This window comes from Niallia tiangongensis, assembly GCF_044704065.1.
In the GTDB taxonomy this organism is placed as follows: Bacteria; Bacillota; Bacilli; order Bacillales; family Cytobacillaceae; genus Niallia; species Niallia tiangongensis.
Window position 1 is genome coordinate 2,417,107 of sequence record NZ_CP162613.1, and the last position, 15,851, is coordinate 2,432,957.

The 15,851-nt window shown below is 34.7% G+C and carries 21 protein-coding genes; 14 read left to right on the forward strand and 7 right to left on the reverse strand.

All coding sequences use genetic code 11. The features are described 5' to 3' along the window. Complete coding sequence (gene hfq / locus AB3U99_RS11485; protein WP_341193020.1) at positions 1 to 240, forward strand: RNA chaperone Hfq; 240 nt, start codon at positions 1 to 3, stop codon at positions 238 to 240. Between the two features lie 219 nt (positions 241 to 459). Here hfq and AB3U99_RS11490 read toward each other — a convergent pair whose 3' ends face one another. Then, positions 460 to 1,068 carry a Type 1 glutamine amidotransferase-like domain-containing protein gene (locus AB3U99_RS11490; protein ID WP_400247708.1) on the reverse strand — a complete coding sequence of 203 codons (609 nt, stop codon included), beginning with the start codon at positions 1,066 to 1,068 and terminating at the stop codon, positions 460 to 462. A gap of 346 nt (positions 1,069 to 1,414) precedes the next feature. On the opposite strand from AB3U99_RS11490, the gene spoVK reads away from it, so the two are divergent. From spoVK to AB3U99_RS11520, 6 genes are all read left to right on the forward strand, one after another. Next, positions 1,415 to 2,368: a stage V sporulation protein K gene (gene spoVK / locus AB3U99_RS11495; RefSeq protein WP_400247710.1), complete on the forward strand. Its 954-nt coding sequence runs from the start codon at positions 1,415 to 1,417 to the stop codon at positions 2,366 to 2,368. 179 nt (positions 2,369 to 2,547) lie between these two features. Then, on the forward strand, positions 2,548 to 3,822 hold the full coding sequence (gene hflX / locus AB3U99_RS11500; RefSeq protein ID WP_400247711.1) for a GTPase HflX: 1,275 nt from the start codon (positions 2,548 to 2,550) through the stop codon (positions 3,820 to 3,822). Beyond that, positions 3,823 to 5,091 carry an aminotransferase class I/II-fold pyridoxal phosphate-dependent enzyme gene (locus AB3U99_RS11505; RefSeq protein ID WP_400247713.1) on the forward strand — a complete coding sequence of 423 codons (1,269 nt, stop codon included), beginning with the start codon at positions 3,823 to 3,825 and terminating at the stop codon, positions 5,089 to 5,091. Positions 5,092 to 5,203: 112 nt separating this feature from the next. Continuing rightward, positions 5,204 to 5,623, forward strand: a complete 420-nt coding sequence (locus AB3U99_RS11510) for a MerR family transcriptional regulator (RefSeq protein ID WP_400247714.1) — start codon at positions 5,204 to 5,206, stop codon at positions 5,621 to 5,623. A gap of 33 nt (positions 5,624 to 5,656) precedes the next feature. Continuing rightward, a complete protein-coding gene (glnA, locus tag AB3U99_RS11515) occupies positions 5,657 to 6,994 on the forward strand; it encodes a type I glutamate--ammonia ligase (protein WP_400247715.1) in 1,338 nt (445 codons plus the stop codon). A 285-nt stretch (positions 6,995 to 7,279) separates the two neighbouring features. Further along, entirely contained in the window at positions 7,280 to 7,402 is a 123-nt protein-coding gene (locus AB3U99_RS11520; protein WP_400247717.1) for a hypothetical protein, read from the forward strand. Positions 7,403 to 7,528: 126 nt separating this feature from the next. Here AB3U99_RS11520 and AB3U99_RS11525 read toward each other — a convergent pair whose 3' ends face one another. Together AB3U99_RS11525 and AB3U99_RS11530 are read right to left on the reverse strand one after the other, a co-directional pair. Further along, positions 7,529 to 8,119, reverse strand: a complete 591-nt coding sequence (locus AB3U99_RS11525; RefSeq protein WP_400247718.1) for a hypothetical protein — start codon at positions 8,117 to 8,119, stop codon at positions 7,529 to 7,531. 489 nt (positions 8,120 to 8,608) lie between these two features. Further along, entirely contained in the window at positions 8,609 to 9,004 is a 396-nt protein-coding gene (locus tag AB3U99_RS11530; protein ID WP_400248040.1) for a ferritin-like domain-containing protein, read from the reverse strand. Positions 9,005 to 9,343: 339 nt separating this feature from the next. Here AB3U99_RS11530 and AB3U99_RS11535 point away from each other — a divergent pair, with 339 nt between their 5' ends. From AB3U99_RS11535 to AB3U99_RS11545, 3 genes are all read left to right on the forward strand, one after another. Further along, the gene (locus AB3U99_RS11535; RefSeq protein WP_400247720.1) at positions 9,344 to 9,613 is read left to right on the forward strand and encodes a hypothetical protein; all 270 of its coding nucleotides are present in this window, start codon (positions 9,344 to 9,346) and stop codon (positions 9,611 to 9,613) included. 15 nt (positions 9,614 to 9,628) lie between these two features. Continuing rightward, positions 9,629 to 9,850, forward strand: a complete 222-nt coding sequence (locus AB3U99_RS11540) for a WYL domain-containing protein (RefSeq protein WP_400247722.1) — start codon at positions 9,629 to 9,631, stop codon at positions 9,848 to 9,850. Positions 9,851 to 10,013: 163 nt separating this feature from the next. Continuing rightward, on the forward strand, positions 10,014 to 10,547 hold the full coding sequence (locus AB3U99_RS11545; protein ID WP_400247723.1) for a hypothetical protein: 534 nt from the start codon (positions 10,014 to 10,016) through the stop codon (positions 10,545 to 10,547). A gap of 305 nt (positions 10,548 to 10,852) precedes the next feature. On the opposite strand, the gene AB3U99_RS11550 is transcribed toward AB3U99_RS11545, so the two are convergent. Further along, entirely contained in the window at positions 10,853 to 11,176 is a 324-nt protein-coding gene (locus AB3U99_RS11550) for a hypothetical protein (protein ID WP_400247724.1), read from the reverse strand. A 211-nt stretch (positions 11,177 to 11,387) separates the two neighbouring features. Between AB3U99_RS11550 and AB3U99_RS11555 the strand changes: the two genes are divergently transcribed. Further along, entirely contained in the window at positions 11,388 to 11,711 is a 324-nt protein-coding gene (locus tag AB3U99_RS11555) for a CotD family spore coat protein (protein WP_400247725.1), read from the forward strand. 538 nt (positions 11,712 to 12,249) lie between these two features. On the opposite strand, the gene AB3U99_RS11560 is transcribed toward AB3U99_RS11555, so the two are convergent. From AB3U99_RS11560 to AB3U99_RS11570, 3 genes are all read right to left on the reverse strand, one after another. Continuing rightward, positions 12,250 to 12,357, reverse strand: a complete 108-nt coding sequence (locus AB3U99_RS11560) for a YjcZ family sporulation protein (RefSeq protein WP_081836718.1) — start codon at positions 12,355 to 12,357, stop codon at positions 12,250 to 12,252. A 284-nt stretch (positions 12,358 to 12,641) separates the two neighbouring features. Beyond that, positions 12,642 to 12,743 (reverse strand): YjcZ family sporulation protein, encoded by a 102-nt coding sequence (locus AB3U99_RS11565; protein WP_251629896.1) that lies wholly within the window; start codon positions 12,741 to 12,743, stop codon positions 12,642 to 12,644. Between the two features lie 240 nt (positions 12,744 to 12,983). Further along, positions 12,984 to 13,139, reverse strand: a complete 156-nt coding sequence (locus tag AB3U99_RS11570) for a hypothetical protein (RefSeq protein ID WP_400247727.1) — start codon at positions 13,137 to 13,139, stop codon at positions 12,984 to 12,986. 337 nt (positions 13,140 to 13,476) lie between these two features. On the opposite strand from AB3U99_RS11570, the gene AB3U99_RS11575 reads away from it, so the two are divergent. Genes AB3U99_RS11575 through AB3U99_RS11585 form a run of 3 tightly spaced genes read left to right on the forward strand, consistent with a single transcriptional unit; the run spans position 13,477 to position 15,525 of the window. Next, positions 13,477 to 14,058 carry a TIGR00730 family Rossman fold protein gene (locus tag AB3U99_RS11575; RefSeq protein ID WP_400247728.1) on the forward strand — a complete coding sequence of 194 codons (582 nt, stop codon included), beginning with the start codon at positions 13,477 to 13,479 and terminating at the stop codon, positions 14,056 to 14,058. A 47-nt stretch (positions 14,059 to 14,105) separates the two neighbouring features. Next, entirely contained in the window at positions 14,106 to 14,948 is an 843-nt protein-coding gene (locus AB3U99_RS11580) for a GNAT family N-acetyltransferase (protein ID WP_400247729.1), read from the forward strand. Positions 14,949 to 14,994: 46 nt separating this feature from the next. Further along, a complete protein-coding gene (locus AB3U99_RS11585) occupies positions 14,995 to 15,525 on the forward strand; it encodes a YfiT family bacillithiol transferase (protein WP_400247730.1) in 531 nt (176 codons plus the stop codon). Positions 15,526 to 15,851: the final 326 nt, after the last annotated feature.

Below are 15,851 nucleotides of genomic sequence, written 5' to 3' on the forward strand. Positions count from 1 at the left end.
ATGAAGCAATCAGTTAACATTCAAGATCAATTTTTAAATCAATTACGTAAAGATGGCACAAACGTAACGGTATTCTTATTAAACGGATTCCAAATACGTGGATTTATAAAAGGTTTCGATAATTTCACCGTATTATTTGAATCAGAAGGCAAACAGCAGCTAGTTTATAAGCATGCTATTTCCACATTTTCCCCACAAAAAAATGTACAAATTGATTTAGAGGGTACACAAGTTCAATAAATGAAATGAATTGGACATTTACGGTTACATGTAAACCCTACTGCTACATAGGAATATGCAAGGAAACGTAGTAAGCTTTAAGTATACCGCGAAAAATAGTTGGATAAATATTGGATGAAACAGACTAAATCGAATAGAGGTTTAGTCTGTTTTTAAATGGATATAGGTAGAGGAGGGGCACCAGAGAGGAAGGACAATCCCCACTGAAGGTGTACTTGATTATCCATTTAAAAGGATGTATTCGTCATCTTTTAATCTAGTTATGGAGATATTTGAATCCTTTTCAAACACCAACAAGCGATCCTCTATGCTTTTTCCATAGTTATCTTTAAATACATCTTCTCGATCAGAATGAGGAAAGATAGCGATGTCTGTTAATGATAAAGCTGTGAAGTCATTTAAGTCTACTTCATTCAACTCAGGAGAAAAATGATTTGCCACATCAATAGAAGGCCCTAAAATTACTGCCCCAGCACTTGCTCCTATAATGATACTATTCTCGGATAACTCCTTTAAGACGGCGTCAGCGCGACTTTTTTTCATGAAATACAGCAAGCGAAAGGGATTTCCACCATTAATATAAATGATATTATACTCCTTTAGTTTCTCTCCCTTTTCTACTTCTACATCGATAAAATCTACTTGGTTTATGCCCAACTCTAAAAAATCATTTTTCGTTTTAAGGGCAAATCTATTCTTTTCCTTTAGCGAGGAGGCAGTGGTGATAATAACAGCTTTCGGATTAGCAAGCATATTAAGCACAGTCATAAATTCCTCTTTGATTGTTTTTGTATAAAAACCATTCGAGGTCAAAAATATTGTAGCCATTTTTTTAGCTCCCTTGAAAAAATTTTTCTTCTAGCCTTCGATAAAATTACATACTATTCAAAATGTTCCTTTATATTTTACCATAAAAATCTTCTTTAATTTATAGTGGCTTATTGAAGATAAATGGTTAAACATAGCGATATTTTTGGCTACAGACTCGTTCTAAAAGTTGAAACGAAAAAATAATCTGAAAATAGTTTAATGAATAGAAGATGTTCTGAATATACATTAACAATGGGGAATAGTAGCAAACAGTATGAATGGATTTAAATATTGATGAACCTTATAGATGAATCATTTGACGAGTAAGATTTATAGCGTTTTGTTTTTAGAGGAGGTGTGGCTTTTGGAGCATCCAATCCGGATGAAGAATAATGGACAGATTAGCGTAGTAATCAACTCACAGAAAAAGAAGGTTCTTCCAAAGGAAAAGCCAGAAGCTGAGTCAATCCAAAGAACTGTTCCAAGTGAACACGAAGCACTTAGGGAAATCGAAGCGGAATTAGGAAGCCTTGTTGGCATGGACGAAATGAAAAAAATGATAAAAGAGATATACGCATGGATTTATGTGAATAAAAAACGGGAAGAAAATGGTCTGAAAACGGGTAAACAAGCTTTGCATATGATGTTTAAAGGGAATCCAGGTACAGGAAAAACAACGGTCGCAAGGCTAATTGGCAAGCTTTTTCAAAAAATGAATGTCTTATCAAAAGGCCATTTAATTGAGGCAGAGCGTGCTGATTTAGTTGGCGAATACATCGGACATACAGCCCAGAAAACAAGGGATCTTGTTAAAAAAGCAATGGGAGGAATTTTGTTTATTGATGAGGCCTATTCGCTCGGGCGAGGCGGAGAGAAGGATTTTGGAAAAGAGGCAATCGATACATTAGTCAAGCATATGGAAGATAAGCAGCATGACTTTATTTTAATATTGGCAGGCTATTCAAGAGAAATGGATTTTTTTCTATCATTAAATCCTGGTCTTCACTCCAGGTTCCCGCTTGTCATTGACTTTCCTGACTATTCCACCGATCAGTTAATGGAGATTGCTGAACGAATGCTAAAAGAAAGAGAATATGCGTTAAGTCATGAAGCGGAAAAAAAGCTAAAAGAACATCTATCCTTTATTCGCAATGTTCAGAATCCCAAAAGCTTTTCTAATGGTCGATATATCCGCAATATTATCGAAAAATCAATAAGAGCCCAAGCCATGCGCTTACTTATGCAAAGTAATTATGATAAATATGAACTAATGACATTAAGAAGTAATGATATAGTATTAGACTCCAAAGAAAAATAAAGGATATGAATGCTATTCTAAAAGAGAGAATTTCTTTTGGGATAGCTTTTTTAATGAACTTTTTTCAAATCTATTTTTACTACGCTACAATTTGGGTAACCTTATAAGGAGCAAATAGATGAAATGGTATTTGTTTGCTATAATAGATGAAGTTCGGCATGGAAAGAAGGTTTACATAGTTGAAAGATACCAAAGTTGATAAAGAAAAAGTAATCCTGGTTGGTTGCGAAACACAAAATGACGCTGCCAGATTTGAATATTCAATGGAAGAACTTGCAAATTTAACGAAAACAGCAAATGGACAAGTAGTTGCCACATTAACGCAAATGAGAGAAAGAATTCATCCTTCTACCTATATTGGCAAAGGGAAAGTAGAAGAATTAGAAACTCTTGCAGAAGAATTAGAAGCAGACTTAATCATTTTTAATGATGAATTATCACCAAGTCAGGTTCGTAATGTATCAAAGAATTTAGATGCAAAAATCATTGACCGCACACAGCTTATTCTAGATATATTTGCATCAAGGGCAAGATCGAAAGAAGGGAAGCTTCAAGTAGAGCTAGCCCAATTGCAATACTTATTGCCGCGTTTAGGTGGACAAGGTCTCCAATTATCCAGACTTGGAGCAGGAATTGGGACGAGAGGGCCTGGTGAAACAAAGCTTGAATCAGATAGAAGACATATTAGACGAAGAATTGATGATATTAAAAGCCAATTAAGCGTTATTGTCGAACATAGAGATCGCTATCGAGAAAGACGGAAGAAAAATCGAGCCTTCCAAATCGCATTAGTTGGTTATACGAATGCAGGAAAATCTACTTTGTTCAATCGCCTCTCTGAAGCAGATTCCTTTGAAGAAGATATCTTGTTCGCAACATTAGATCCAATGACAAGAAAAATGATTTTGCCAAGTGGCTTTTCGGCACTTATTACGGATACAGTAGGGTTTATTCAAGATTTGCCAACAACATTAGTCGCCGCATTTCGCTCTACCTTAGAAGAGGTACGAGAAGCAGACTTATTGCTCCATGTCGTTGATAGCTCAAATGAGGAATATTATCAGCATGAGGAAACAGTACATAAATTACTAGAAGATTTGGAAATACCCGCGATACCTCATTTAACTGTCTATAATAAAAAAGATTTAATGCATCCGAAATTTGTGCCTACATCGAAAACAGAAAGCATTTTAATTAGCGCTTTTGATAAAGAAGACAGGGAACAGCTAAAGCAAACGATTGAACAAATCATGATTGAAAACATGGAATATTATGAGACAACAGTTGAAAGTAATAACGGAAAATTATTGTCACAGCTAAAAAATGAGACAGTTCTACGTAGCTTAATTTTTGATGAAGAAACGCAAAACTATTTATGTAAAGGGTATGCTCTAAAAGAACATGCTATATTAAAATATAAAAAGCCTATAGAAGTAGAGGAATGGGAGAAATAAATGTATAAGCAGTTAACATATGGAACACAGCTAGAAGCGTTAGTACATGAAGTGGAAGAACAAATTAAAGAAGTGCATCAAGCAATTGATAAAAGAATTGATACCAATCAATTTCGTGTCTTATCAAGCTTTCAAAATCATCGGGTAAGTGAATCACATTTTATCCCATCAACTGGCTATGGGTATGATGATAATGGCCGTGACACGTTAGAAAGCATTTATGCAGAAGTATTCGGTGGAGAAGCTGGTTTAGTGAGACCACAGATAATTTCTGGAACACATGCCATTAGCACCGCATTATTTGGAATCCTTCGACCAGGGGATGAACTGCTGTATATTACGGGTAAACCCTATGATACGTTAGAAGAAATCGTAGGAATTAGAGGCGAAGGTATTGGATCGCTGCGTGAGTTTAATATTGGCTATAACAGTGTGGATTTGCTTCCAGACGGACAGCCTGATTATGAAAAAATTGCTGCATCCATTCATGCAAATACAAAAATGATTGGCATCCAGCGTTCGAAAGGGTATGCTACAAGACCATCTTTTCCAATTGCGGAAATCGAAAAGATGATTGCCTTTGTAAAAGAGATTAAAGAAGATGTCGTTGTTTTTGTAGATAATTGCTATGGAGAATTCGTGGAAGATCTGGAACCATGCCATGTTGGTGCAGATTTAATGGCTGGATCCTTAATTAAAAATCCAGGTGGAGGAATAGCCAAAACGGGTGGATATATTGTTGGGAAAGAGGAATTTGTAAAAGCATGTTCTTACAGAATGACATCCCCTGGAATCGGCGCAGAAGCGGGGGCTTCTCTTTATAGTCTTCAAGAAATGTACCAAGGATTTTTCCTTGCTCCCCATGTTGTTGGACAAAGCTTAAAAGGAGCTATTTTCACAGCAGCGATGCTAGAGCGATTAGGAATGAATTCCTCTCCTAGCTGGAATACTAAAAGAACAGATCTTATTCAGTCTGTTCAGTTTGATGATAAAGACAAAATGATTGCTTTTTGCCAAGCCATTCAATATGCATCGCCAATAAACTCCCATGTGACGGCATATCCAAATTACATGCCAGGTTATGAAGATGATGTTATTATGGCTGCTGGAACATTTATTCAAGGCGCAAGCATCGAATTAACAGCAGATGGTCCAATCCGACCACCGTATGTAGCTTACGTACAAGGGGGATTAACTTATTCCCATGTGAAAATTGCGATATGCATTGCTATTAATCGATTACTAGAACAAAAACTGATTACTATTTGAATATAGTAATCAGTTACATGAATTGGGAAGAAAGTGTAACATTAGTTGACATCTTTTTTCCCCAATCATATAATGAAGGTGGATTACATTAATTTAAAAGGAGCCGAATGCTATGTCTGGTAGTCAAATTCGTCGATCGATGCCTCTTTTTCCAATAAGTATTGTCATGCAATTAACAGAGCTGTCTGCTCGACAAATTCGTTACTATGAAGAACACGAATTAGTGGCTCCAGCAAGATCGGATGGCAATAGAAGACTTTTTTCATTATCGGATATTGATAAATTATTGGAGATTAAAGATCTAATTGATCAAGGAGTAAACCTTGCTGGAATTAAACAAATTTTCTCTGTTCAAGAAAAACAAGTGCTGTCAGATGAAGTAAAGAAAGAAGCAGAAAAAGCACGCAGAGAATTATCGGATGAGGATTTACGCAAATTATTGCGCAAAGAATTATTAAATGCAGGTCGCTTTAATAATACTCATCGTCCCTCTATGAGACAAGGAGACATGTCTCGTTATTTTCAAAAATAGATAAGAAGAAAAGTAGGGAGTGGAGGAATAGTCGTGGCTAAAAATTACACTAAAGATGACATTAGAAAGTTTGCAAGTGAAAGTAACGTAAAATTTATCCGCTTACAATTTACGGATATCTTAGGAACAATCAAAAACGTGGAGATTCCAATCAGTCAGTTAGATAAGGCGTTGGATAACAAAATGATGTTTGATGGTTCTTCTATCGAAGGATTTGTTCGTATTGAAGAATCAGATATGTATCTATATCCTGATTTAAATACTTGGGTTGTATTCCCATGGACTGCAGAAAAAGGAAAAGTTGCACGTTTGATTTGTGATATCTACAATCCAGATGGAACACCATTTGAAGGAGATCCTCGTAATAATTTAAGAAGAATATTAAAAGAGATGGAAGAACTAGGATTCACTCATTTTAATCTAGGACCTGAGCCAGAATTTTTCTTATTCAAATTGGATGAAAAAGGCGCACCTTCTCTAGAACTTAACGATAATGGTGGTTACTTTGATTTAGCGCCAACTGATTTAGGGGAAAACTGTCGTCGCGATATCGTTTTAGAACTAGAAGAAATGGGCTTTGAAATTGAAGCTTCTCACCATGAAGTAGCACCTGGTCAGCATGAAATTGATTTCAAATATGCGGATGCGATTACGGCATGTGACCAAATTCAAACATTTAAATTAGTAGTAAAAACAATTGCTCGTAAGCATGGTCTACATGCAACATTTATGCCAAAACCATTATTTGGTGTGAACGGATCTGGGATGCACTGCAACCTTTCTCTATTCAAAAATGGCGAGAATGCTTTCTATGATCCAAAAGGTGAGTTAGAATTAAGCGACACTGCTCTTCAATTTATTGCCGGTATCGGTAAGCATGCTACTAGCTTTACGGCTATTACCAACCCGACTGTAAACTCATATAAACGCCTAGTACCTGGTTACGAGGCACCTTGCTATGTGGCATGGTCTGCTCGAAACCGTTCACCATTAATGCGTATTCCAGCATCACGTGGCCTAAGCACTCGTGTAGAAGTACGCAGCGTGGACCCAGCAGCAAACCCATACTTAGCAATGGCAGCTTTACTTAAAGCAGGTCTTGACGGAATTGCAAACCAATTGACTCCTCCAGCTCCTGTAGATAGAAATATCTACATCATGAGCAAAGAAGAAAGAATTGCAGAAGGCATTGTTGACTTACCATCAACATTAGCACATGCATTAGAAGAGTTAAAACAAAACGAAACAATGATCGACGCACTAGGCGAGCACATCCTTGTTCATTTTGTTGAAGCAAAAGAGATTGAGTGGGACATGTTCCGCACGCAAGTCCATCCTTGGGAACGCGATCAGTATATGGAAATGTATTAAGAAAATAGCTCGTATCATCTATATGAAATTTATCATGATAGCCCCGCTCATTTGAGTGGGGTTTTTGCTAATGAAAAATAAATTAATTGGAACAATACTTGATTAAATGCATAACTTATATTATGTTCTCCACTTTAGGGTTATTTTTGCTGAATTTTTAAAAAATATATATCTGCACAATCAATAGTTTTGATTTTTCATACCCTATATTGAAAGGACAAGCAATTAGGTTTTTGTAAATAACATGATTGCTTGGATGTACCATTTAATAAAGGGGTGAACTTTATGCCATTTACAATTTTAGGTTTTGATTTAACTGTTACCATTTTAAATATTGATTTTAATGCAGATTTCAATCTATCTATTGGGGAAGAGACAGAAGCACTTTCTACAACTGTAAAAGCTTAATGCTTAATTAAAAAGCAAAAAGAGGCTGCGAATATATTCGATTGGAATTTATTTGCAGACTTTTTGTATACGTATTGTAAAACGCTAATTATAAAGACTAACTACTCAAAATAAAAAAACAGCGGTTTACTTCGCTGCTTCATTCGGTACTAAATTTAAAAATTTGGCTAATCCAAGAAGGAGATATTGTCGTTTATTATACATATCATCTATTAGTATACAGAAGTTTTTATAAGCAAATTCTTCTTTAGCGTTTTTACGAATTTCTTCAAGGTTTTGCAGGGATTTACTGAGCTTTTCCGCCTCGATTCGGTATGTCTTCTCTTTATTCTCATAATCTTCAATTTTCGCTTTCATATTCTCGGGTATATAGCTTTCTGGAATTAAAAGGGAAACCGTCGCATTAATTTTTGGTATGTCTATTTGGTTCGATAAAAAAACAAGGTGATTAGCTCCAGAAGCTACAGTATATTTTCTATTAAGAAGTCTGTACAAATGTAAATCGGCAGGGCATTCATTTTGCCAGCCTTTTAATTTAACAGAATTACGAAGCTCCTTGATGTTTTCTCCACTTTTAACTTCGCTAACTGGTATAGAAAGTCCAACTATATCACTTGGGGAAACTGGAACTATACCATATTCAACCGTTATATAGGGTTTATAGGGTTTCACCACTTGATCAAAGAGCATCCATCGTTTTTTAATTAATTTAATCAATGGAAACACCTCCTAATTAAAGCTATTATCACTAGAGGTAGTCTAATTACAAATAAATTTTTATTTATGGTACTTTCCATTACGACTATGATTAGTGTTTTGATTACAATATGGTTATGGTGTCTGATAAAGTAATCTTCTATGGAAGAGTTAGCAGAGATGAAATGACAGCTATTAGGAAAATTAGAAATGCACTTGTACCATTTTTAACTAAGTAATAATTACATACATCATTGTACCACTCATATTAGTGTAAAAGGTTAGGTCTTTTTACACTAATATGAGTGGTTTACTTTTTAGCAAAATGACTATGTCCACATCTACATGCAATAAACTTGGTTATCTTGTTTTCATTCAGTATTACAATATATTAGGATAATGTATATATATAATGTTATTTAATGGAATAATTTCACCAAAAGACAGCTAACTACCTTAAGAAGAAACAATATAGATTTTAAAGGGGTTTTTTATGGTGTCTCTTTTCTTCTATTTCATAAAATACAAAAACCAAACTGCATGATTTTGTTCATCATGGGCTGCTCTTAAAAACTCTTCTTTTATTTTTACGTTATCGGTTTGGTAGGCGATATCTAAATACATATCCACCGTTTCTTGTTCATCATTAAAAGCAAAATCGATACCTTTTCTATAGTCATCTGGGCAGTTTTCAGAAATAATTGGTATATGTTTCTTGCCCGTTAATTGTGTATATAAATTGGAAAAGGTATTGAAATGCCTGATTTCATCATTTCTAATTTCATTAATCACTGTATTTTCTTTTTTTGTAGGAGCTAGATTCTTTAGCTTTTGATAACAAGCAATAGCAGAATATTCTCCATTAATTGCTTTGGAGATTTGAGAAAGTATATCGGTCTGTCTAATGTGTAATGGTACATTCGGTCCAAGATAATGATAATAAGCATGTGGATCAGATGGCAGTTGTTTAATCGGATAGATTCCATGTCCATAATGAACATGACAGCCTTGATCCGGACAATGTAAAAGTTGATTCCATGGGCCATGGTAAAGAGCGGGGTAACCTTGATAAATTGCCCCATCTAGTCCAGTTGTAATGGAGGGTTGCATAATCAATACTCCTTTGTTTTTGATTTATCCTATTCCAATAAAACGGCATTAGATAGTTGTCTTGAGTAAAATGGGTGTTTGAAAGGCATAAGGGGCAAATAAAGAAACATAACAAGTTTATTAAGAGAGGAGAAAATGAGTAAAACTAAAAAGGAATTAATAAATCTTCATTTAAACGCTATACTGTTTATTACATCCTTGCAACATTTTAGCGAAATTGAATGGAAATCAGAAATTACAAAAGGAAAGTGGACAATCGCAGAGATAGTTGGACACTTTAAAGCCTGGGATGAGTTTGTTATGAATAGACGAATTCCATACATATATCCTTTTCTAAAAAATATAAGAACATTCGTTCGTTTATTGCTTGTTTTCGAACGAATGTTCTTATATAATATTTTTTAAAGGAGGGAGCTTAGGATGATAAAACAATTAGAAAAAGCGTGGAAAGAAAAAAGACCCATAGAGATTATATACGTGAAAAAAGATGACTCTATATCCCAGCGAACGGTTCTTGTGTATAGAGTAACAGACACATACATTAAGGCGTTTTGTTTAAGGAAGAAGCAGCCACGCATTTTTAAAGTGGATTCCATCCTAGCTGTCTCCTTTAAGTCGAAATCATTTAAATTGTATGCATAAACAGCTTTTCTCTTTGGAGAAGAGCTGTTAGTTAATTCGAAAAATTTACAAGTATTTCTTCCTTCTTGATACATATAGTCATAAAGAGATATGCTAAAATAGAAAGTGAGAAAGGTTTCGATTAAAATAAATGTAAGCGTTTTATTTGGGAAGGGGAGAAGTAATGGACCGAGCTGCGTTTAGTGAATTTGCGAAAGAGAGGATTATTCAAAGTGTGATTACGATAAAGGGGAATCGGTATCCTGCCTTTTCATTGAAGTATCCAGCGTTTTATTATTTTTATTTTGATGATTTATCTATAAAAGTTAAGCGGAATACGGCTTTTTTGTTTATCCAAAAGAAAAAATTTGTTGGAGAAATAAAATATAAGGAAATCAGTAAAGTGAAAATTGCTATCATTCAAAAACTAACAAATGTTATGCATGTTCCTACAAAAGTGCTGCAAGCAGAAATTGTGCTTTTCTTAAAAGAGGGAGAAGCTTATCACCTTGATTGTGAAAGTATCGGTGTTTTTCCTGATTTAATAAAGCAGCTTCAAAAGAAAAAGATAAAAATCGATGATCCTCTCGAAATAATAGAATTACTTAAACAGAAAGAGACAGAAGAAAAGGCCCTAGATTACGTCCGAGATAAAATCGAAGAGGTTGCAGTAAAGAAGGGCATAGAGCTGTTACGTGTAACCATTAAGCCTATTTAAAAATGGAAATAAAGATCTTTTTAATATTCGTCACAAATAAGGGAATCAATAAAAAAGACTGTCTGATTCCCTTTCGTGCCTAAAATATTATTCCTGCAATGCTTTAAATTTCGTTTTATGAGCTAAGTAATGTGCGACTAGGTATATCACATATTGAATGCAAAAAGAATAGAAATAATTCCAATGAACTGGATCATAAATTCCGATTCCTTTTACAGTGGGAAGAGCTATTATAGAAAGGATCGAGAAGAGTAGTGCTTTAAGAAAAGGGTTTATGCTCGGTTTGTATTGCAAAAGAAACATAACTACGATTGGTAAGCAAAAAAACTAAAAGGAATATAATTGGAAGTTGCAGGTAAAAACTCGTAATCATATTTCCACTTTCCAAAGAACGTACCGACATAGTCTAAAGTTGAAGATACTAGCGCGACAATTAGACCTGCATATTGTAATCTGTCTGCACTTTCCTTTTTTCTAAACTTTAACCATAGAAGGAGTGGGATGATAATAAGAAGTATTCCTATCCACCAATTAAGCGTCATAAATGAGTGCTGTTTCCACCCCTGAAAAATTTCCTTATTCACATCGATTGATTTGTGGAATGATTCTTCAATAATTTTAGATTTCATAATACCCCCTTTTAAAAAATAATTTTAACCTACTAGTAACGATTTATGCGCATTTTTGAGATTATAAAAATGGCCGCTCTTTTTCCTATAGACATTACTCTTAGTGTTTCAGCATAATTTGACAAAGAATAGTATAAAAGCTCGGACAAGCTCTTTTTCCTTTCATACTATATATCGTAAGTGAAATTCATAGAGGAAAGGAGCGAAAGTAATGGGTCGCCATAATAATGATAATGTGTTAGGTACTAGTAATAATAATCATCATCATCATGGGAAAAAATGTCGAAATTGCGTTTCTCCAGTAAGAGATGTTGTTCATCCTACTAGAACAGTTGTTAGAACAACAACTAATGAAAAAAGAATCCGTAATATTCATCCAACAGAAGTAATTAATGTAAATAGAACAGTGGTTCGTAATGAGAATTACTATCCAGTAACAGCAAGACAAGTGAACGAAACAGTAGTTGAAGACTTCGATTGTGGTTCTGATGTAAATAATCCAAATAATTGTAGACCGAGAAGAAATTTCTTCTAATCGTATGTAAGAAAGAGGTTGGGAAATAAGTATTCCAGCCATAGATTAACCCGAACAACTATACGGTAGTTCCATATGATAGTTCGGGTTTATATTGGTTTATAAAAGGAAGTTTCCGTAAAGATGGTGTTATTATCCGCAGCCTGAATACACTTCGCTTTCCATGGGGCGAGCGCCGAGCCGCTTCGTCACTTAAGTTCCTGCAGGGTCTCGGACTTTCTCGCAGCTCCCATAGGAGGGAGTCTACGTGCATTCAGGCTGCTCCGTCTTTCCAATTAATTATTTTTTTCTATTTCCATAATTGTTTATTGAAAAACAATCTTTAATAACGAATTAGTTTTTACACTGACTATATTTAAAATCATAAATAACTAGCATGAAAAAGTAGCCTTTATTTAAGAGCTAAATTAAGGATTGTTCGTCTTTACAGGTTGGCTCTTTTGTTTTGTCCCAGCCTCTTTATTTTCTATATGGATAGATAAATAGGATGATATCTTACATGAAAAAGAAAGCACAAAAGTGCCTTCTTTTTACCAGATTAATATCCTCCCCAATAGGAAGCTCCAATGATAATTAACAAGATGAATAACACAACTAATAAAGCGAAGTTATTGTTGTAACCTCCACCGCTATAACAGTCTGACATATATGCCACCTCCTTCTACAAGTTACAACATATCTTATGTATGAAAGAATGAAAAGGAATGGACAAGTAACTAACGAGGAGAATAAAAGGCTATTTGATTAGAGTGCATTTGAATATAAATGGTTACCATCTGGACTAATGATTATGATCCATTTTTATTAAATTCAATGAAAAAATGCCTCAAAAAGAGGAGTTTCAAAGGCACTACCTATTAAAATATTTAATAGATAATGTGTCTATGAATACCATCTGTTTGAGACACTTTCAATCCAAACGATAGTGTGTTAATAACCGCCTACATAAGATGCACCGATAATAACTAATAAAATAAATAATACTACGATTAATGCAAAGTTGCTTCCAAATCCGCCTCCATATTCAGACATACTAGTCACCTCCATCTATAGATTTACTATATGATATGAATGTGATTATATATGGTGTGGACAAGTTCATTATAATATGTAGAAAAAAGGTCTAAATAAGGAAATAAATATATAAAATGGTATAAACACCGAATGAAAGCATGGATGGATACCATTAAAAATAAAAAAATGAAAAACGCTTACATTTCTTTTGAAAATAAGCTGTCATTTTCAAATGACAAAAAAACTAAAAGGATATGTTTAAGGAGTGCAAATATCTTCTAACATGGTAAGTTGAGAATTATGAACAAGCTCCACCTTAAATACATTATAAATATCCCTAATTTCACAATAACCTGTATCATAGCAAAATAAAATTTTAAACACTCTGCCTTTATATAATACATTACCCGTCATTTTAAACCTCCTTGATATTAGGTGTACTTATATTGTTTATCTATCAAATACCCATTAGATACATCTCTTAAACATAATGTATCAATTTTTTTTGAAAAAATATATTTTGGAGAATAAAATGCTAGGATTCAATAAAAATTCATAAATTGCAATATCAAATAAGGCAAACACTACTTCTTTTCGTCTTTGATTCCAGTTAAAATAGACGGAGGGAGAAAAATTTTCCATTATTTTCGATTTCTCTTACTTATTTAATAGTAATCCATGCAAAATTGCACAACGAATAGGAAAAATGTAATGAAATATTCTCTAAATTTTATAAAATGGAGGAATCAATATGAAAAGAATTGCGGTGTTCTGTGGTTCAAGTACAGGAGCTTCTAATATTTATATCGAAGAAGCGATCGCATTAGGGAAAGAATTGGCGAGACGAGATTTAGAGCTTGTATATGGTGGTTCATGCATTGGTTTAATGGGAGCAATTGCTGATAGTATAGTGGAAGAGGGTGGTAAGGTAATTGGGGTACTGCCTGACTTTCTTCAAGAAAAAGAAATAGCTCATCCTCATTTAAGTGAATTAATTGTCGTAAAGTCCATGCATGAGAGAAAGGCGAAAATGACAGAGCTAGCTGATGGGTTTATTACACTTCCAGGTGGTGCGGGCACGATGGAAGAGTTTTTTGAAATCTTTACTTGGGCACAGCTTGGTTTACATAAAAAACCTTTAGGCATTCTTAACATCAACCATTATTATGATCCCCTAGTTGGATTAATTAATCATATGGCCGATGCAGAATTTTTACAAGAACAGTATCGGAACATTGCGCTTATCGATTCAAATCCAGCACGATTGCTAGATAATTTTTCGACCTATACTCCCCCTGGAATAAAATCATTTATTCAAGTGAGTCAGTCTTAACTCTTTTCGATACACATAAATTACTTGAGATTTGGAGGAGAACTGTGGTGCTACTTGTTCAAAAATTTTATGATGTAAATGATTTCAAGCGGGTGATGCTACCACTTTTGGAAAAGGAAGAAGCGGTTAATGGCCTGCCTCTAGGAATCTTAATGAATATAAATGAGATGATTAAGCCTATCGTTATGGCTGGAGTTTATAAGGATGAACAACCAATCCTTATGTTATTTCAGACCCATCCCAAACAAATAATCGTCTCTGTTTTTAAAGGGATGACTCCATTGGAAATGCCGTTAGTAAGTAAATTGATTCATGAAAGTATAGAAGTGATTCCAGGTTTCATTGGCGAAAAAGCAATTGTGCAAGAGATGGCTCAACGTATTGCTGCGTTGCGTCAATTAAATGTTGTACTCGGAATGGACCAGCGAATCTATCAACTAAAAGAAGTGAAAAAGAAACCATCTAATGTTGGTAATTTTAGATGGATAACAAGTAGAGATCAGGCGCGTATTCAACAATGGGTTTATGATTTCGCTGCGTCCGTCAATCAGCCATTAGAAATGGAACAGGCAGGAAAACGTGCAGAAGAAATCATTCAAAGTGGTAAACTTGCTGGATGGGAAGTAGATAATCAGTTAGTTAGTATGGCAAATGCAAGCAGACCTACGAAGAATAATATTACGGTTAATTTTGTGTATACGCCAGATGCGTTTAGAAAAAATGGCTATGCCACAAATTGTGTTGCAGAACTTTCAGACCGTTTGTTAAAGAGCGGTTTTTCATCTACTAGCCTCTATACAGACACTACAAACCCAACGTCCAATAAAATATACATGGACATTGGCTATGAACCAATGAAAGATTCTATTTTACTATTTTTTGAGAATTAAATGCTAATACTTTAATGATCTGTATGAATGGAAGGGGAAATGGGAAGTGGATGAAAGATATCCAATTGGTTTGTTTGAATATGAAGGGCAGATCTCCGATGAAGTTCTGCATAGCTGGATTTCAGAAATAGAGGAATATCCAGCAAAGCTTGAGAAAGCAGTAGCCTCATTGACAGAGGAGCAGTTAGATACACCCTATCGAAAAGACGGCTGGACAATTCGTCAAGTAGTACACCATGTCGCAGATAGTCATATGAACGCATATATTCGCACAAAGCTTGCTTTAACGGAGCGGAAGCCGATTATTAAACCATACGAAGAAGGGTTATGGGCACAGCTCCCCGACTATTCCATGCCTGTAAATGTGTCAATCCAATTGCTCTCCAATATTCATGCAAGATGGGTTTATCTATTTCTTGCTCTTGTTCAGACAGATGAATTAGAAAAGGAATTACAACATCCAGAAAACGGCATCCAATCAGTTCGATTATTAATCGGAAATTACGCATGGCATGGTCGTCACCACCTCGCTCATATTACGAACCTGTGTGAAAATAAAGGATGGAAAACGGAATAGTTGCTGTAAAGGAAAAAGGTTGGGACATAAGTATTCCAGCTTAAAATAAACCCGAATGATTATACGAAGAAAGGTTCGTATAATCGTTTGGGCTTTTTTATTAGTTTTATAAAAGGCTGTTTTAGTATAGTTTGTGTTATTACCCGCAGCCTGAGGAGGAACATAAATAATCAATATGAAAAAGTAGTATTTATTTAAGAGCTAAATTATAGATTGGTCGTCTTAACAGATTGGCTAATTAGTTTTGTCCCATCCCTCTCCTTATTTAATTGTGGAAGAAAGGGGCTAAGGTAAAGTATATCATTGAAATTACTTTTTCTAATTTA